The organism is Haloarchaeobius litoreus (genome assembly GCF_024495425.1).
Classification (GTDB): Archaea; Halobacteriota; Halobacteria; order Halobacteriales; family Natrialbaceae; genus Haloarchaeobius; species Haloarchaeobius litoreus.
Genome location: NZ_JANHJR010000002.1, coordinates 56,229 through 73,249 on the forward strand (window position 1 = coordinate 56,229; position 17,021 = coordinate 73,249).

The 17,021-nt window shown below is 69.4% G+C and carries 20 protein-coding genes; 9 read left to right on the forward strand and 11 right to left on the reverse strand.

Annotation, left to right across the window (positions count from 1 at the left end; all coding sequences use genetic code 11):
- The first annotated feature begins 2 nt into the window (after nucleotides 1–2).
- From NOW55_RS07070 to NOW55_RS07080, 3 genes are all read left to right on the forward strand, one after another.
- Nucleotides 3–581 (forward strand): flagellin, encoded by a 579-nt coding sequence (locus NOW55_RS07070; RefSeq protein ID WP_256399404.1) that lies wholly within the window; start codon nucleotides 3–5, stop codon nucleotides 579–581.
- A 391-nt stretch (nucleotides 582–972) separates the two neighbouring features.
- Nucleotides 973–1,398: a DUF5807 family protein gene (locus NOW55_RS07075; RefSeq protein ID WP_256399405.1), complete on the forward strand. Its 426-nt coding sequence runs from the start codon at nucleotides 973–975 to the stop codon at nucleotides 1,396–1,398.
- Nucleotides 1,399–2,319, forward strand: a complete 921-nt coding sequence (locus NOW55_RS07080) for a carbohydrate kinase family protein (RefSeq protein ID WP_256399406.1) — start codon at nucleotides 1,399–1,401, stop codon at nucleotides 2,317–2,319. It begins immediately after the preceding gene.
- 26 nt (nucleotides 2,320–2,345) lie between these two features.
- Here NOW55_RS07080 and NOW55_RS07085 read toward each other — a convergent pair whose 3' ends face one another.
- From NOW55_RS07085 to NOW55_RS07100, 4 genes are read right to left on the reverse strand one after another with little or no spacing between them, the layout of a single operon-like run.
- Complete coding sequence (locus tag NOW55_RS07085) at nucleotides 2,346–2,597, reverse strand: type II toxin-antitoxin system HicA family toxin (RefSeq protein ID WP_256399407.1); 252 nt, start codon at nucleotides 2,595–2,597, stop codon at nucleotides 2,346–2,348.
- On the reverse strand, nucleotides 2,598–2,867 hold the full coding sequence (locus tag NOW55_RS07090) for a type II toxin-antitoxin system HicB family antitoxin (protein ID WP_256399408.1): 270 nt from the start codon (nucleotides 2,865–2,867) through the stop codon (nucleotides 2,598–2,600).
- A gap of 58 nt (nucleotides 2,868–2,925) precedes the next feature.
- Entirely contained in the window at nucleotides 2,926–3,606 is a 681-nt protein-coding gene (locus tag NOW55_RS07095; protein ID WP_256399409.1) for a hypothetical protein, read from the reverse strand.
- Between the two features lie 57 nt (nucleotides 3,607–3,663).
- Nucleotides 3,664–4,761 (reverse strand): DHH family phosphoesterase, encoded by a 1,098-nt coding sequence (locus NOW55_RS07100; RefSeq protein WP_256399410.1) that lies wholly within the window; start codon nucleotides 4,759–4,761, stop codon nucleotides 3,664–3,666.
- A gap of 116 nt (nucleotides 4,762–4,877) precedes the next feature.
- Between NOW55_RS07100 and NOW55_RS07105 the strand changes: the two genes are divergently transcribed.
- Nucleotides 4,878–5,675, forward strand: coding sequence for an alpha/beta fold hydrolase (locus NOW55_RS07105; RefSeq protein ID WP_256399411.1), 798 nt, complete (start codon nucleotides 4,878–4,880; stop codon nucleotides 5,673–5,675).
- A 78-nt stretch (nucleotides 5,676–5,753) separates the two neighbouring features.
- On the opposite strand, the gene NOW55_RS07110 is transcribed toward NOW55_RS07105, so the two are convergent.
- From NOW55_RS07110 to mutS, 3 genes are all read right to left on the reverse strand, one after another.
- Nucleotides 5,754–6,842 carry a sensor histidine kinase gene (locus NOW55_RS07110; RefSeq protein WP_256399412.1) on the reverse strand — a complete coding sequence of 363 codons (1,089 nt, stop codon included), beginning with the start codon at nucleotides 6,840–6,842 and terminating at the stop codon, nucleotides 5,754–5,756.
- A gap of 101 nt (nucleotides 6,843–6,943) precedes the next feature.
- Nucleotides 6,944–7,372 (reverse strand): universal stress protein, encoded by a 429-nt coding sequence (locus tag NOW55_RS07115; RefSeq protein WP_256399413.1) that lies wholly within the window; start codon nucleotides 7,370–7,372, stop codon nucleotides 6,944–6,946.
- A 547-nt stretch (nucleotides 7,373–7,919) separates the two neighbouring features.
- A complete protein-coding gene (gene mutS / locus NOW55_RS07120) occupies nucleotides 7,920–10,565 on the reverse strand; it encodes a DNA mismatch repair protein MutS (RefSeq protein WP_256399414.1) in 2,646 nt (881 codons plus the stop codon).
- A 113-nt stretch (nucleotides 10,566–10,678) separates the two neighbouring features.
- Here mutS and NOW55_RS07125 point away from each other — a divergent pair, with 113 nt between their 5' ends.
- Together NOW55_RS07125 and kynU are read left to right on the forward strand one after the other, a co-directional pair.
- Complete coding sequence (locus NOW55_RS07125) at nucleotides 10,679–10,858, forward strand: hypothetical protein (RefSeq protein WP_256399415.1); 180 nt, start codon at nucleotides 10,679–10,681, stop codon at nucleotides 10,856–10,858.
- Nucleotides 10,859–11,127: 269 nt separating this feature from the next.
- Nucleotides 11,128–12,426, forward strand: coding sequence for a kynureninase (gene kynU, locus NOW55_RS07130; protein WP_256399416.1), 1,299 nt, complete (start codon nucleotides 11,128–11,130; stop codon nucleotides 12,424–12,426).
- On the opposite strand, the gene NOW55_RS07135 is transcribed toward kynU, so the two are convergent.
- The 3 genes from NOW55_RS07135 to NOW55_RS07145 all read right to left on the reverse strand — a co-directional run bounded on the left by NOW55_RS07135 (nucleotide 12,427) and on the right by NOW55_RS07145 (nucleotide 13,548).
- Nucleotides 12,427–12,624, reverse strand: a complete 198-nt coding sequence (locus tag NOW55_RS07135) for a DUF7535 family protein (RefSeq protein WP_256399417.1) — start codon at nucleotides 12,622–12,624, stop codon at nucleotides 12,427–12,429.
- Between the two features lie 75 nt (nucleotides 12,625–12,699).
- Nucleotides 12,700–13,047, reverse strand: coding sequence for a DUF6199 family natural product biosynthesis protein (locus NOW55_RS07140; protein ID WP_256399418.1), 348 nt, complete (start codon nucleotides 13,045–13,047; stop codon nucleotides 12,700–12,702).
- Nucleotides 13,048–13,110: 63 nt separating this feature from the next.
- Nucleotides 13,111–13,548 (reverse strand): PaaI family thioesterase, encoded by a 438-nt coding sequence (locus NOW55_RS07145; protein ID WP_256399419.1) that lies wholly within the window; start codon nucleotides 13,546–13,548, stop codon nucleotides 13,111–13,113.
- Between the two features lie 150 nt (nucleotides 13,549–13,698).
- On the opposite strand from NOW55_RS07145, the gene NOW55_RS07150 reads away from it, so the two are divergent.
- From NOW55_RS07150 to NOW55_RS20745, 3 genes are all read left to right on the forward strand, one after another.
- Complete coding sequence (locus tag NOW55_RS07150) at nucleotides 13,699–13,875, forward strand: hypothetical protein (protein WP_256399420.1); 177 nt, start codon at nucleotides 13,699–13,701, stop codon at nucleotides 13,873–13,875.
- 149 nt (nucleotides 13,876–14,024) lie between these two features.
- Nucleotides 14,025–14,936, forward strand: a complete 912-nt coding sequence (gene gnd, locus NOW55_RS07155) for a phosphogluconate dehydrogenase (NAD(+)-dependent, decarboxylating) (protein WP_256399421.1) — start codon at nucleotides 14,025–14,027, stop codon at nucleotides 14,934–14,936.
- A 111-nt stretch (nucleotides 14,937–15,047) separates the two neighbouring features.
- Entirely contained in the window at nucleotides 15,048–16,700 is a 1,653-nt protein-coding gene (locus tag NOW55_RS20745; protein ID WP_256399422.1) for a thiamine pyrophosphate-binding protein, read from the forward strand.
- Between the two features lie 108 nt (nucleotides 16,701–16,808).
- Here the strand turns inward: NOW55_RS20745 and NOW55_RS07165 are convergent, their stop codons facing one another.
- On the reverse strand, nucleotides 16,809–17,015 hold the full coding sequence (locus NOW55_RS07165; RefSeq protein WP_256399423.1) for a hypothetical protein: 207 nt from the start codon (nucleotides 17,013–17,015) through the stop codon (nucleotides 16,809–16,811).
- Nucleotides 17,016–17,021 lie beyond the last annotated feature (6 nt).

The following is a 17,021-nucleotide window of genomic DNA, read 5'->3' on the forward strand; positions in this document are numbered from 1 at the left end:
TCATGTTCGCAGACATCACCTCAGAAGACGGTGAGCGTGGTCAGGTCGGTATCGGTACCCTGATCATCTTCATCGCGATGGTGCTCGTCGCCGCAGTGGCGGCCGGCGTGCTCATCAACACGGCCGGGCTGCTGGAGTCCACGGCCTCCGACACGGGCCAGGACTCCCAGTCCCAGGTCTCCAACCAGATCGACGTGGTCACCGCCGTCGGCTTCAACGACGGCAGTGGCGACGTGACCCAGCTGAACTTCACGGTCAAGAAGTCCGCGGGCTCGGATCAGATCGACCTGCAGGACGCGACCGTCGAGTTCCTGAGCAACGACGCGAGTACGACGCTCCAGTATGGTGCGAACACGTCAGCCACCCAGTTCGCGACCGAATCGCTGGTCGGGAACGGTGACCAGGTGCTCGACAACACGACCGAGCGCGTGAAGATCACGATCAACGCGACGGACGTCGGCGACCCGCTCAGCCCGGGCGAGGAAGCGACCATTCGCTTCGTCGACCAGTCCGGTGCGACGACGATCTACGGCGTGAACGTACCCGACACGATCTCGGGCGAGACCTACGTGGCGGTCTAGACGGCGACGCTGAGATTTCCCACCTCAGCCTCGTCGACTCCGAGTAACGTCTGCGGGCGCATCCCCTCCGGTCCACCCGGACCGGGGATGCGCCGGTGGCATCGACCGGAGACGAGGACCGCTCGACGCGTCCCTCACGGGATGCGCTCGTAGACTCGCCCGGAACGGCACCGCCCGCTAACTATCCCAACGAACGGATATGAGGCGTCTTCCCGACGCATCGATACAGGCAACGCGATTCCCGATCTCGGCGGCAGCGACCCCCCGGGGTCACCCCACTGTGGCGTATCCCACGCCGCGAGGCAACCACGATTCCGACTGCGAGCCCGCTCCGACCTTCCCACTCGGGGCGACTCGCGTGCTTTTTATCGGTCGAGACGGTACCCCGACCATGAGCGACTCACGCCGCGAGCGGTTTCTGGCGGGCGAGCTGCCCGAGGACATCGCACTCTACCTGGCCGACAGCTTCGTCGACGACGTCGGCCGGCTCGAGAAGTACGGCGAGCGCGTGGCCGACGGCATCGTCGTCGTCGTGGACGGCGACAGCGGCCGCGACGCGTTCACCGCCGCGACCGGGGCCGACGCGATGAACTTCGCGAAGGAGGCCATGGGCACCGAGGGCGTCATCGCGCCGAACCTCACCGCCGGCGACTGTCCGGAGTGCGACGACGGCCACGTCGAGTACGTGTTCGCCTTCGCCGAGGAGCAGAACGAGGAGGTCGGCGGCCTCTACGAGGAGGGCGACGTCATCCACGCCTACGCACGCTGTGACTGCGGGGCGGCGTACAGCCAGAAGTGGGTCGCCGGCTCCCGGTAGATGCCCACCGTCGTCGCCGTCGGCAGCGCCCTGCTCGACCGTATCTACCACGTCACCAACCTGCCGGAACCCGACGGCGGCGCGTTCGCCCGCGACGAACGACTCGCGGCGGGCGGTGTCGCAGCCAACGTCGCCACCGCCTGCGCCCGGCTCGGCCGTGACGCCGGCGTCGTCAGCCGCGTCGGCCGAGACGACGACGGCGACCGGATTCTCGACTCGCTTGCTGCCGAAGACATCGACGCCAGCCACGTCTCCCGCGGCGACGAACGGTCCAGCTACGCGATGATACTCCGGGACGACGACGGCCACCGGATGATAATCGCCGGCGGCGAGAGCATCCCGAAGCTCAGGCTGGACGACGCCGCCCTCGACTACTGCCGCGATGCAGACGTGGTGTTCACCAGCGCGTACGCGCCGGACAGGGTCGTCTCGCGACTCGTCGAGGCTGCCCGCGAGGACGACGAGTTCCCGCCCATCGTCTTCGACCTCGCCGGCCCGCTCGAAGAACTCGAAGGCCGCGGCACGGAGCCGGAGACCATCGACGACCTCCTTCCGGTGGTGGACTGCTTCGTATCGAGCGAGGTGCCCCTGCGCTCGTACCTCGGCTGCGACGGGCGCGAGGCGGCCGCGGAACTGCGCGACCGCGGGGTCACGCGGGCCGCCCTGACGCGTGGCGAGGACGGCGCGCTGTTGCTGGACGGAGACGACGTGGTGGAGGTCCCCGCGTTTCGGGTCGACGCCGTGGACACGACCGGTGCCGGCGACGCCTTCTCGGCCGGGCTGGTGGATGCGTGGATTCTCGACGGGAAACCGGCGGCCGAGGCGGGGCGGTTCGCGGCCGCGGTGGCGGCGGAGAACTGCCTCGGCGAGGGTGCACGTGGTGGGTTGCCGGGGCGGGAGACGGTGCTGGAGCGACTCTGATTCCCCGCTGAAACAACCTGCGTTCGCTACGCGTTCCGGTCGAGCCAGTCGCAGAACTCGTCGAAGTCGTTCGCACCTGCACGCTCGGCTATCTCACGGAGTGTCCCTGTCCGCAGTTCGCCGTGTAGTGGTACCGTAACCTGTCGCCTGTCGTCCTCGTTCGTCGGGTGCTCGTAGTACAGCTGTGCGTGGTCACCGGTCGTTCGTCGCCACTCGAAGCCACCGATGTTCACGAGTACCTTCACGACTTCCCTGCCGGAGAACGTCCGCCGGCCCATCTATTCGAGCACGTCCGGCGGTTCCTGGTCGCCTGTCGTATTGTCCTCGGGCTCGATTCCCGTCTCACGAAGCTCCTCCTCGCTCGGTTCGTGCCCCGCTTCTCCCCGGTGAAGGGCGACGGCCTCGTCGAGGTTGTCGAGTGCCTCGGCCCGGGACTCGCCCTGCGTCGTCACGCCAGTCTCGACGTCCTTGGCGATCCACCAGCCGTCCTCGCGCCACAGACGAATCTCGTCGTCGTGAGCGTCGCCATCCTGTGTCGAACTGGCCATCACCGGAAGTTTGGCCGTTTTGTGGGATAAACGTTCGGCCGAGTTCGGAGTCGACGGCCTACACCGTCACCGGATACGTCAGCGAGAACTCCCAGGTGAACTCGACGAGGCCATCGTCGGGTATCTGAAACTCGCTCTCGAAGGTGTACTCGCCCGCAGGGACACAGTCCCTCCTGTCGTTGACGAGCACGGAGTACGTGTTGGTGAACGCCTTGTCCGTGTCCAGCGTTATCTGGAACGCGTTGTTCGGCGGGCTGGACGGGACATCGATCCGGTTCCAGCACTCGCCATTCCGCGAGTCCGGGACCACGTTGACCTCGCGGTCGCCGTTCTCGTCGCTGATGAACGAATTGTGGATGGTGTGCGGATGCAGGAGCAGTCCCTCGGATTCTGGCACGTCCCCCACGAACGGTGCCGACAGCGGCGCGGAGCCGATGAAGTTCAGGTCCCGGGGTCGCCCCTCGTTCGTGACGCCGATTTCTATCTCCGCCGGGTGCTCCGAAGTCGCCTCGCGCAGCGTCTCGACGTGGAAGGAGATGTTCGCGTCGGCGATGGAATCCGGCGGCTCGGCGGTCGCCGTCGGTTCTGCTGTCGGTGTCGCGGTCGGCGCTGCCGTCGTCTCGGTGGGCGTTGTGGTCGTGGCGCTCGTCGTCTCGGCTTCTGTCTCCGAACCATCCAGTGCGGAACATCCCGGGAGCGCGACCAGTCCGAGACTGGCGAGGAGGCGGCGGCGGTCCATACAAGCGGTTCTCACCGATAGGATAACTGTCTTGTCCCGAGAACGAAGTCGTGACCGTTACCGCTCCGTCTCCACGCCCTCGTCGTCGTCCTCGGGCTCTAAGTTCCGGAAGCCGTCGAGGATGACCTGCTTCGCGGTCGCGCCGCGGGTGGTCCAGTGGTGGGCGTAGTCGAGCATGTCGCCGTAGATGTCGGGCTTGCAGCCCGCCGCCTTGGGGTGACCGCCGCCGTTGACCTGCGCGGCGACCTCGTGGCAGCGCTCGAACTCGTCGGTGCCGCGGATTGAGGCGGAGCCGGCGGGCTTGACGACGACGCTCGCGTCCGCGCCCTGCTCGCGGAAGGCCTCGGCGACCTCGTTCTGGGAGCAGCGGCCGTAGGTGACGCCGACGGTCCAGCCGTTGACCTCGCGGATCTCGCCGCGGTCGACGGCCTTCTCGATGAGCGCTTCCTTCTCGACGCGGCGCTCGGCGAGCAGCTCCTCAGCCTCGGGCGGGAGGTCCGCGCCCCCCCTGGCGACGATGTCGACGTACTCGTCGGGTTCGAGCCAGTACGCGAGGTCCGCGAGGTCTCCGCTGCGCTCGTCCTCGCGGAGCCAGAGGTCGTGGTCGCGGGTGACCGCGGCGAGGTCGACGAACTTGTCGTCGAAGTCGTAGTCGAGCGAGCGCACGGCCACGTCGGCGGTGCACTCCTCCTCGCCGTCGCCGACGACGAGGTCGACGCCCGCGTCGCGGACGGCCTGTTCGACCTCGGGGTCCCACTGGTGGTGGTCGAACCAGCGCACGCTGTCGGCGGTCTCGAGCAGCATGTCGAGCTCCTCCTCGACGTACTCGAACCTGTCCGGGCAGAGGTCGCAGACGAACACGTCGAGTCCGGGCTCGCCGAACTCCGCGACCAACTCCATGCCCTCCTCCAGGTCGTGGGGGCTGGCCGGGATCAGTCCGGCCTCGCCGAAGGCCTCTCGCAGCAGTGCGACGCAGGCCAGCCCGTCGGCGTCGGGGTCGGCCACGACGGCCACCGATTTGCCCGAAAGCGCCGACATCGCCTCGCGCTCGCGTCGCTCCTCGTCGACCTCGTCGGGCACGAAGAAGCCGGTGCCCGGCAGGATGGACTTCCGCGCCAGCGGCATGTCCTCGTCAGCGATGAGTTCCTCGTTCATACCCCGGAAGAGTGGCGGGAGCGGGAAGAAGCCGCCGGTTCCTGGTCAGATGCGGGGGTGGGACGATAGCACACGGTACCGGTGGCTTTTCGGGCCACGCTCCCGGCCGTGGTGGCATGGACGTCCCCGACGACTGGACCACCGACACGGTCCACGCGAACGACATCGACCTCCAGTACCACCGGACCGGCGAGGGACCGCCGCTCGTCGTCGCCCACGGCTTCTACGAGAACGCGCGCTGTCGAATTCCACTCATCGAGGACCTCGCCGACGATTTCGACGTAATCGCCTACGACGCCCGCGGCCACGGGGGCTCCGACGGCCCGGACTGGGGCTACGGCATCGACGACCGCGTGGCCGACCTCGTCGGACTCGTGGAGGCACTGGAACTCGACGACCCCATCCTGTTCGGGCACTCCGCCGGCGGCTCGACGGTCGCCTGGGCCGCCGCCCGACACCCGGACCTCCCCCGTGCCGTCGTGCTGGAGGACCCCGACGCCTGGCGCGGCGAGCCCGACATGACCCCCGGGGAGATGTCCGAGTTCGTCCGCGAACGCGTCGCGGGGCTGGCCGAGCAGTCGGTCGCGGAGATCGCCGCCGAGCACGACGAACTGGACGACGAGCGGGCCCGGCGCGTCGCCGTGGCGAACAGAGAGTGCGACCCGAACATCGCGGGCTTCGCGGCCGCCGGTTTCGAACAGACGCCCGAGGCGTTCCCCGACATCGATGCCCCGACGCTGGTCCTGAAGCGGGACACCGACCCCGAGGAGCGTGCGGCGGACCTGGCGATTGCTGATGCGCTGCCGGATGGACGCCTCGTCCACGTGCCCGGCTCCGAGCACCACGTCTTCTGGAGCGAGTACGACGCGGCGTGGGCGGAGCTCCGGGCGTTCCTGTACCGGGTGGCGAACTGACCGCAGAGGCGTCCTGCAGCTGCCGCACCCCCGGCACGGCACTCGGACGACGGGTCCCCCGTCGCCGGTTCGTCAGCGTCAGTTCGCCTCGGTAGCGGGGACGGTCATCTCGACGACCGTCCCCTGTGGCTCGTTCCGCTCGAACGAGAGGTCGCCGTTCGACATGGTGACGGTCCAGTACATCAGCCACAGGCCGAGCCCGGAGCCGTGGACGAGGGAGTCCTCGCTTCCCTCACGGATGGCGTCGAGTTCGTCCTCGGGGATGCCATCGCCGGTGTCGGAGACGGACACGGTGACGGTGTCCGGAGGATTCCGGTCGATCGATACCCGGACATCGGTCCCGGGGTCGTTGTGTCGGACGGCGTTCTCGACGGCTTCCCTCACCGCGAAGTCGAACCGGTGGTGCACGTCGGCGGGGGCGGACGGCGGCAGGTCGGTGGTGACGGTTACGTCATCGTGTTCTGCCAGTACGTCTTCCACGCTAACCTCGACCACCTCGGTGAGGTCGAGTTCGTCGGTGAACTCGTTCTCCCAGACCTGGTTGAGCCGTTTCGCCTGGTTCCCGAGCCGCTCGACGTTCTTCGTGTGCTTGCGGATGGTCCGCAACGTGGCTCTCGAATCGTCCCTCGGTTCGGTGTCGAGCAGCGACTCGGTGTACCCTCGGATGACGGTGGTCTCGTTCCGGAGGTTGTGGCGGAGGGCGCGGTTGAGGACGGACAGTCGGCGGTGCAGCCTGGCGGTGTAGTCCGTCTGTTCGCGGAGGGTCTTCCGTTCGCTCCACAGGCGCTCCCGGTACTCCGCGACGCCGAGTCCGACGATGGCGGTTGCCCCCGACGCCGTCACCAGCAAGACCGGGATGTTCTGGAGTTCGACGCCCTCGAGCTGCTGCATCTTGATGAGGAGTGTGGCGACGACGAGGCCGACGAGGCCCGAACCCAGGACCCAGAAGAACACCCGAAGGCCGTCGTGCGTGTCGAGATCGAGCCGGGAGAGTCGCACGCTCCCGTAGAGCAGGGCCGTCCCGAGGAGTCCGAGGAGCACCGCCTCGACCGCCGTCGCGACGCCGTCGTTGCCTCCACCGACGAGGTGGACCGCTGCGGCCACCAGGTACCCGACACCGAGTCCGACGACCGGCAGGGAGGGATGTCGGTCGAAGACCCCGGTCATACCCGATTCATGTTACCACCTGTTAATGTAGCTATGGGGAAACAGCTCCTCTCACGACCTCCCGACGCCGGGTGAACCGGGGCACGCTGGCCGGAACCGGCCTACGCCTCCTGCAGCTGCCGCACCGTCAGCACGGGGCTCTCGCAGGTGCGGACGACGCGCTCGGCGACGCTGCCGATGAGGAAGCGGTTCTCGCCGTGCCGCCCCCGCGTGCCGGTGGCGACCACGTCGGCGTCGACCTCGCGGGCGAACGCACAGATCTCCGCGGCCGGCCGGCCCTCGCGGATGGCGGTCTGCACCGGCAGGTCGGTGTCCGCGGTGACATCCGCCAGCGCGTCCTCCGCGCTCTCCTCAAGCGCCTCGCGGAACTGGTCGCGCACCGACTCGGGCGAGGACTCCACCTCGCTCGCGTCGATCACGTACAGCGCGTGGACCGTCGCGTCGAAGCGCTCTGCCAGATCGAGAGCGACCGCGACGGCGCGTTTGACGCTCTCGGAGCCGTCGGTGGCGATGACGACGGTGTCGAACATGGTCTGGGGTTTTCCGGCTGACGGCATAAATCTGCGGACATTTCTGTCAGCAGTCTGTGGCTGGAGTTCCGACGGGATGGGTGCGTCTGTTGTCGTGGGACTCGCTGGTGCCAACAATAGCCAGAAAGCCCCGGCGGGCTACGCTCCCAGGACTGGCGAGACTCCTTCGTCGTCTCGCTGCCCTCCGCTCGCAAGCTCGCGGAGAACTCGCTGCGTCCCCGGAAATCGAAGATTTCCGGTGTGCTCACGAGACGCGAGCGTCTCGTGACCGGTCCTCGTTCCTGCGGTCCTTGGCTGGCGAGACTCCTCCGTCGTCTCGCTGCTTCCCGCTCGGTCGCAGGCTCCCTCGCGGGAACGTCGCCGGGGATTCGTCGAGACGCTCGCCCCTTTCAGCCCCACCCCGCACAGCACCGCACCTCACGCCTCCCCAGCCTCTTCGCTCAGTCGCAAGCTCCCTCGCTCATCCCTCGCACGAGTGCGGCGAGCGGCCTCCGGCACGCTCGCCAGTCGCGCGCCACTCGGAAAAACCGGATACTGTCGCCGCCTTTCATTCCCGCTTCAATCGCTCCTGCCACTCCTGCACGCGCTGCATCAGCTCGACGGGCGAGGTGCGGTCCACGTCGATGCCGTCCAGTTCGTCGAGGATGGCCTCTGTCTCGGGGTCGATGGCCGGTTCCGGCTCGCGGCCGCCGTCCGCGGTTGTCATCGTCCCGCTGTCGAGGTCGAAGACGACCTGCTGGCCGCCGCCGCCGTCGCCGCCACCGCTCCCGCGGGCCTCGATGGCTTTCTCCTGTCTGAGCCGGTCGAGTACGTCGCGGGCGCGGTCGACGACCGGCCCGGGGACGCCGGCGAGGTCGGCGACGTGGATGCCGTAGGAGCGGTCGGTCGGGCCCTCCCGCACCGTCCGGAGGAACGTCACGTCGCCGTCGCGCTCGTCGGCCGCGACGTGGACGTTCTGGACGCGTTCGAGGTGCTCGGCGAGGCCGGTCAGCTCGTGGTAGTGCGTCGCGAACAGCGTCTTCGCGCGGATCTCGTTGTGGAGGTACTCCACGGCGGCCCAGGCGATGGAGATGCCGTCGTAGGTGGCGGTGCCGCGGCCGACCTCGTCCAGGATGACCAGCGAGTCCTCGGTCGCGGAGTGGAGGATGTTCGAGAGCTCCTGCATCTCGACCATGAAGGTGGAGCGGCCCTGGGCGAGCTCGTCCAGCGCGCCGACGCGGGTGTAGATGCCGTCGACCAGCCCGACGGTCGCCTCCCGGGCGGGGACGAAGCTGCCGACCTGCGCGAGCAGCACGATGAGGGCGGTCTGTCGCATGTAGGTGGACTTCCCGCTCATGTTCGGCCCCGTCACCACGGTGAACGTGCGCTCGTCGTCCATGTGGCAGTCGTTCGGGACGAACTCGACGGTCTGCTCGACGACGGGGTGCCGGCCCGCGGTCACGTCGAGGCTGCGCTCCTCGGTCAGCTCGGGGCGGCTCCAGTCGTTCGAGACGGCATGCGTCGCGAGGCTGGCGAGCACGTCCACCTCGGCGACGGTCCGCCCCACGTCCTGCAGGAGTTCGGCGCGGGCGGCGACCCGCTCGCGGAGCTCGTCGAACAGCCGCGCTTCGAGGTCGCCGCGTCGCTCCTCCAGCCGGAACAGCTCGCGCTCCTTCTCGGCGAGCTCGTCCGTACGAAAGCGCTTCGAGTTCTTCAGCGTCTTCACGTGCTCGAAGCCCTCGGGCACGCCGTCGGCGGCCGACTTGCCGACCTGCACGTAGTAGCCGTCGGTCTTGTTCCGGTCGACGGTGACGTGGCTGAGGCCGTGCTCGCGCTTCACCCTGTCGGCGAGCCCGTCGAAGTACGCCTGTGCGGCCTCGTGGCGGTCGCGAAGCTCGTCGAGCTCGTCGTCGTAGCCCGGCCGGAACAGCCCGCCCTGGGTCGTCGTCTTCGGCGGGTCCTCGACCAGTGCGTCGGCGAGTTCGTCCCGGAGGTCGGCGGCGGCCGCCCGGTCCGGCCGCGAGAGGATCTCCGGGAGCGGCGAGACCGCCAGCTGCGACGAGGCCTCGACGGCCTCGACGAGGTCCGGGAGCACCCCGAGCGTGTCCCGCACCCGGAGCAGGTCCGTCGCGTCGGCGCTCCCACCTACCGCCCGCGAGGCCAGTCGTTCGAGGTCGTACGCGGAATCCAGCACCTCGCGAATCTCCTCACGGCCGAGCGCCCCGGCGGCGAAGGCGGCGACGCTCGCCTGCCGTTCTTCGAGCGTGCCCCGGTCGCGTCGGGGCCGCTGGAGCCACTCCTTCAGCAGTCGGCCGCCCGGGCTGGTGACGGTGTGGTCGACCGTCGCGAACAGGCTGCCCGAGCGGTCGCCGTGCATCGTCTCGGTGAGTTCGAGGTTGCGCTGCGTCGTCGCGTCGAGTTCGACGTGCTCGCCGCCGTGGTAGGGCTGGACGCGGGTCATCGACGCCAGCACGCCCGTTCCAGTCTCGTCGACGTACGCGAGGACTGCGCCCGCGGCGCGGACGCCGAGGTCGCCCACGCCGAGCGTCGCGAACGTGTCGTCGCCGAAGTGGTCGCGGGCGACGTGGCCCGCCTTCCCGGGCGCGAACGACGCCGCGTCGGGCAGCGAGAGCCGCGCCCCGGTGCGCTCCTCGATGCGGTCGCACAGGTCGCCGTCGTCCCTGATCCCGGGGCCGGGCAACACCTCCACTGGACTGAACCGGTACAGCTCCGTGAGCGTGGCGTCGGTGCCGTCGACCGTCGTCACGTGGAACCGGCCCGTGGTCACGTCCGCGAAGGCGAGGCCGTAGGTGGCGTCCCCGGCCGTCCCGTCGTCGCCCTCGCGCACGACGGCGGCGAGGTACTGCGCGTCCACCCCGGCCACGTCGAGCAGGGTGCCGGGCGTGACCACGCGCTCGATCTCGCGGTGGATGTCGCCGCCGTCCTCGTGCTGCTCGGCGACGGCGACGGTGTAGCCGCGCTCGACCAGCGCCTTCAGGTACGGCGTCAGGTCGTCGACCGGCACGCCCGCCATCGGGTACGACGAGCCGTGGCTCGACTTCTGGCTCACCTTCAGGTCCAGTTCGTTGGCGACCAGCTCGGCGTCGTCCGCGAAGAACTCGTAGAAGTCGCCACACTGCATCGCGAGCACGTCGGCGTCGGTCTCCGCCTTCAACCCCAGGAACTCCCCGACGATGCCCGTCGCCTCTGTCATGGCAGGTAGTGGTCGTGAGACGGAGTAAAACCCTGCGGGTTCCGCGTCGTCCCCTGTTCGACCACGCTCGGCCTGCCGAAGCCCTTTAGCCACCTCCGCGAGGTGGTTGTCGTATGGCCGGCGACCCGAACCGACTCGTCCGTGCGCTCGCCAACGCCGTCGTCGCCTTCGGCGTCACCGCCGGGATGGGGATACTGCTGCGTGTTCCGACTGACGTGGCGTTCCTGCAGGGTGGGGCCGTCGCCGTCGCGCTCGTCGTTGGGACGTTCGCCGTCGCGTCGATGGGCTACTGATACTCGGCCTGTTGTTCTGTTTCGTTCAACCCCTCTCGGCACGCTCGCCAGCGTGAGAGCAAACTCTCACTGGCCATCGGAATCGCTCCGCGATTCCGAGACAGCCGCGCGCCACCCGGCTGATTCGGCATCGATGTGGGCCGAAAGTTTACACTATTAGTAAACTCTTGGCGTCCCTGCCGTCTGGGTGAATCCCGTGGTTTTCGGTGGTCGACGCCATCGCCGCCTGCCAAAGCTAGTTCACGCTTCCACGCGAATCCCGACCCAGCATGCCGACGCCGGAACTCCCCGCAGACCCGCCGACGGACCGCGCGTTCGCCGAGGAACTGGACGAGCAGGACCCGCTCGCGTCGCTTCGGGAGCGCTTCTACATCCCCGAGGGCGACCGCTACATGGACGGGAACTCGCTGGGGCTCATGTCGAAGGACGCCGAGGCGGCGCTCTCCCGGGTCGTCGACGAGTGGCGCGACCTGGCCATCCGGGGCTGGGGCGAGGCCGACCCGGACTGGTTCCACTACCCCGAGCGGCTGGGCGACCGGCTCGCACCGCTCGTCGGCGCGACGGAGTCCGAAGTGGTCGTCGGCAACTCGACGACGGTCAACATCCACACGCTCGTCGGGACGATGCTCGACGCCTACGGGGCGGAGACCATCCTCGTGGACGACCTCGACTTCCCGACGGACCACTACGCCATCCGGGCGCAGCTCCGCCAGCGCGGCCTCGATCCCGAGGAGTACCTCGTCGTCGCCGAGAGCAGCGACGGGCGCACCGTGACGGTCGATGATGTCGAGGCCGCGCTGGTGGGCAACGACGTGGACATCGTCTTCCTCCCGACGGTGCTCTACCGCTCGGGGCAGCTCCTCGACGTCGAGGCCATCGCCGAGCTGGCCCGCGAGCACGGCGCGCTGTTCGGCGTCGACGCGGCCCACAGCGTCGGCGCGGTCCCGCACGAGTTCGACGCGAACGGCGTGGACTTCGCGGTCTGGTGCTCGTACAAGTACCTCAACGGCGGCCCCGGCGCGGTCGCGGGCCTGTACGTCAGCGAGGAGCACTTCGGCAGCCCACCCGCGCTCGCTGGCTGGTGGGGCAACGACAAGGGGACGATGTTCGAGATGCGGACGACGTACGACCAGGCACCCGACGCCGGCGCGTGGCAGGTCGGGACGCCGCCGCTGCTCGCCGCGGCACCGCTCGACGGCGCGCTCGACGTGGTCGAGGACGCGGGAATCGAGGCGCTCCGGGAGAAGTCGGTCGCGCTGACCGAGTACCTCGTGGCGCTGACCGACGCACGACTCGCCCAGCACGGCTTCGAGGTGGGGACGCCGCGGGACCCCGACCGCCGGGGCGGGCACGTCGCGCTCGAACACCCGGAGGGCTACCGCATCAGCGAGGCGCTGCGCGACCGCGGCGTCGTCGTGGACTACCGTCCGCCGGACGTGGTCCGGGTCGCGCCCTCGCCGTACTACGTCACCTTCGCGGAGGTGTGGTCGGTGGTCGACGACCTCGTCGAGATCGCGGAGCGGTCGCTCTACGAGGAGTACGAACGCGAGAGCGGCGGCGTGACGTAGCTACGCTGTCCCGGGACGCCTGGCGTCCTCCTCGTCCTCGCCGCCCGCCGCCTCGGCGATCTTGAGGGTGATCCACACGACGAGGATGATCGGCGCGAGCGGGAGCAGGACGAGCGCCAGCAGCGCCGCGATGATGTAGCCGATGGCGCTCATCGAGGCGTCCGGATGCATCCCGGCGCTTTCGCTGAGGGTTGACATGGCAGTAGACGTACGCGACAAACCGGTAAAAACGGCCCGCTGGGCGGCTGCAACTGGGGTGTAGCTGGTAACCGACTACTCGTCGATGTCGACCATCACGGGGCCGTCGTCGTCCTCGTCGTCACCATCCGCTTCCTCCTCCTCTGCCTCCTCGACTGCCGCTGCGGCGGCGCTGTCACCGGCGCGGTCGGCGAGGATGTAGCCGAACAGGCCGCCGACGAGCATCCCGAGGCCGGAGGCGCGGGTCGAGTCGACGTACCAGTCACGGGGTTCGAGTTCGCGGGTGTTCTCGTAGCTCATCCCGAGCAGGAGCCGCGAGCCGAGCTTGGCCATGCGCTTCGGGAACAGCAGACTGAGAAGGCCCTGTGCGGCGGTCGCGGCGGCGATAGCTTTCCGGAGTTTCGGGGAACCGAGCATACCCATACTTGTACCTCCAGCGAGAAAAACCCCGACCAAAGCGGGCGGGGTCGCCGGCTCGCTCGCGGCTCAGTCGACGTCGAACTCCTCGGGGCTGTCGACCCAGGCGGAGCCGCCGTCACCACCGGCGGTCTTGAACACGCCGCGGGCGGTGGCCACCCGGGTACCGGTCACGTCGGTCACCTCGCAGTCGACGGTGGCGATGTCGCCGCCGTCGCGGACGACCTCGGCCTCGGCGACGAGGTCGTTCGTGGCGGGAGCCAGGTGGTCGATGCGGATGTCGATGGTGGGCGTCGGCGTGAAGTTCAGCGAGATGACGGCCGCGCCGGCGACGTGGTCGGCGAAGGAGTGGACGACGCCGCCGTGGGCGACGACCTTCCCGGGGACCGAGGAGTGCTCCTCCGCGAGTCCGAGGCGACCCCGGGCGAAGCCGTCCTCGGCTTCCTCCATCTCGATGCCGAGGTGCTTCGCGTACGGCATCGCGTCGAAGATGGCGTTGACGGTCATGCACACCCGTTACGCGGCCTCGACCATACCGTTTTGCCAACGTCGAGGAACGTGTCTTCAGTGTGTCGGAGTCGTGCGGTCGGTGCACACGACTTTGTGGTATGCTAACAGTTATCGTGTCCGGGGACCAACGTAGGGCCGAGGAACACAATGGCTGCTGCACCGAACCCGAACCGGGAACACGACACGGTCGGAGTCGACGCCGTCGACTTCGGCCCGTACGTCGCCATCGACGTCGGCGACGGCGAGGTCCTGCTGTTCGACGAGGGACGCTCCACGGCGTGGATCCAGTCCACCGTGGCCGTCTCGGTCGAGGAGGCAGTGTGATGTCGAAACGGACCGACCCGCTTCCCACACGAGGGCCAGCCCACCACCCGACCTCGTTCGACTGGCCGCAGTAGCGTCCGCTCCGTTCTCCCGGCCACGGCCGGTCCCGAATCACAACCCCTACGTCCCCACCTGTCGGAGTCTCGCCCATGCAACTGGGCGTACTCGGACTCGGGCGGATGGGCCGTATCGTGGTCGACCGAACACTCGCCGCCGGACACGACGTGGTCGCGTTCGACCTCGACGACGACGCGGTCGCGGCGGCCGCCGACGCCGGGGCGACGCCCGTCGACTCCGTCGCCGAACTCGCGGCCGAGCTCGGCGACGAGAAGCGCATCTGGCTGATGGTCCCGGCGGGCGAGCCGGTGGACGCCGCGCTCGCCGACCTGGAACCCCGGCTCGACGGCGACGACATCGTCGTCGACGGTGGCAACTCCCACTTCGAGGACTCCGTGCGCCGCGCCGAGGAGACCGACGCCGCGTACCTCGACTGCGGCACCTCGGGCGGCCCCGCCGGCGCGGAGCTCGGCTTCTCGCTGATGGTCGGCGGCCCGCAGTGGGCCTACGACGAGCTCTCGCCCGTCTTCGACGCCGTCGCGACCGGCCCCGAGGGGCACGACCGGATGGGTCCCGCCGGCTCCGGCCACTACGTGAAGATGGTCCACAACGGCGTCGAGTACGCGCTCATGCAGACCTACGGCGAGGGGTTCGAGCTGCTCGCGAACGGCCGGTACGACCTCGACCTCGAATCGGTCGCACGCACCTGGAATAACGGCGCGGTCATCCGGTCGTGGCTGCTCGAACTCTGCGAGGAGGCGTTCCGCGAGGAGGGCACCGACGCGGACGAGCTGGGAGACGTGGCGGACCACGTCGCCGGCGGCTCGACGGGCACCTGGACCGTGCAGGAGGCCCTCGAACAGGAGGTCCCCGTCCCGCTCATCTACCAGTCCCTCGCCGAGCGGTTCGGCTCCCGCGCCCCCGAGTCCGGCCGGTTCTCCCGCCGGCTCGCCAACCGGCTCCGGTACGGCTTCGGCCGGCACGAGGTCGCACGAGAGGAGTGAGCTAGCACCAGGCCGGGGGTGACATCCCGGTGGGGTTCGCCTGCCAAGGTTTTTGGGGGACCCCTGCGCGCCGTGTAGTATGACAGCAACCCACGAATCGGGTGGTGGCCGGTGACCGCTGCTGAGGACCTGGTCGCGACGCTCGAAGACAGCGGCGTCGACACCGTGTTCGGCTTCCCCTGCGAGCAGCTGGAGCCGTACTACGCGGCGCTCGCGGAGTCCGAGATCCGACACGTCCACCCGCGGAGCGAGGCGAGCGCGGCGATGATGGCCGACGCCTACGCCCGCGTGACGGGCACGCTGGGCGTCTGCGACGGCGTCGGCGGCCCGGGCGCGGCGTACACCGGCGTCGGGCTGACCGAGGCCGACGGCGCGTCAAGCCCGGTGCTCGCGCTGACCGGCGACAACGACCGGGCGTTCCGGGGCCGGGAGGCCATCCAGGACGCCGACAACGAGGCCATCCTGGCCCCGCACGTCGCGGCGAGCTACGACCCCGAATCCCCCGAGCGCGTCGTCGAGGCGGTGCGGGCGGCAGCGCGCGAGGCGGTCGCGGGCGTCCCCGGGCCGACGCACGTGAACCTGCCCGAGGACGTGCTCGCCGGGGAGAGCGAGTCTGGGCCGGGTGCGGCCGTGGAAACCCGGTTCGACGACGGCGGCCCAGCGCCCTCGAGAGACGACGTGACGGCGCTGGCCGAGGTACTGACAGCGGCCGAGCGCCCCGTTCTCGTCGCAGGCGAGGGGGTGCTCCGGGCTGGCGCAGCGGACGCCCTGAGCGCGCTGGCCGCCGACACGAACACGCCGGTCGTCACGTCGATGAACGGGAAGGGTGCCGTCGCCGAGGACGAGCCGTACGCCGCCGGCGTCGTCGGCCGCTGGGGCTTCTGCGAGGTGGCGAACGACCTCGTCGAGGACGCCGACGCCATCGTCGGGCTGGGCTGTCGCTTCGGCGAGCTGTCGACGGTCGGCTGGTCGTTGCTCCCGGCGGACGCGACGATGGCCCACGTCGACCTCGACCCGCACTGGCTCGGGCGGAACTACGACGCCGACGTGGCGGTGCAGGCCGATATCCGGGCGACCGTCGAGGCGGTGCGCGAGGCGCTCCTGAGCACCGACTTCGGTGACGGTCGCGAACGCATCGAGCAGGTCGCGGCCGACCGGGAGAGCTGGCGCGGGGAGTACGCCGGCCGGCTGGAGAGCGACCGGACGCCCATCGACCCCGCCCGCATCGTCAGCGAGCTGCAGGCCGCCATCCCGGACGACGGGTTGCTCGTCTCGGCCACGTCGTTCCCCGGCTTCTTCACCGGTGCGTTCTACGAGGTGCGCCAGCCCGGCGTCGGCTACATCCAGGCGCGGGGCAGCGACGGCATCAACTGCGCGCTCCCGCAGGCCATCGGCGCGAAGGCGGCCGACCCGGACCGACCCGTCGTCGCGGTGTCGGGCGACGGCGGCATCGGCTACCACATCTCGGACCTGGAGACGGCGGTCCGGGACGACCTGCCGGTCGTCGTGGTCGTCTGGAACAACCAGTCGCTCGCGTCCTCGAAGGCGAGCCAGCTGACGAACTACGGCGTCGACATCTCGACGGACTTCGAGCCGGAGACCGACTACGCCGCCGTCGCGCGCGGGTTCGGCTGTGCGGGTTCGGTCGTCACCGACCCCGCGGAGCTGGCCGACGAACTGGCCGACGCGCTGGCGCGGGACCGGCCGACACTGCTCGACGTGCAGGTCGACCCCGGCGCGGTGCCGCCCGTTATCGCGGACTAGGTAACTCCGGACGGTGGCCTCGCGATTCAGCGCTGTGGCCGGCTGACCCGGTGGTCTCGCCACCTGCAGCGGCTGCGTCTGCAGAAGGAAACGGGAGGGCGTCGTCGGTCAGGTGTGAGCGACGGCGGTCCGGGATGGCCGACTCGCCGTGTCCGAGGAGTCTTCCCGGTGGAGGGTGCGGGCGACGATGTACAGTCCGACTGCCAGTGCCATGAACCAGAGTGCGAACTCAGGATGCATGGCCAGCGAGAGCGTACACGCCGTACTCGCCATGATGATGCCGACCGTCAGGATCCAGTACAGCCAGTGCTTCATATCACA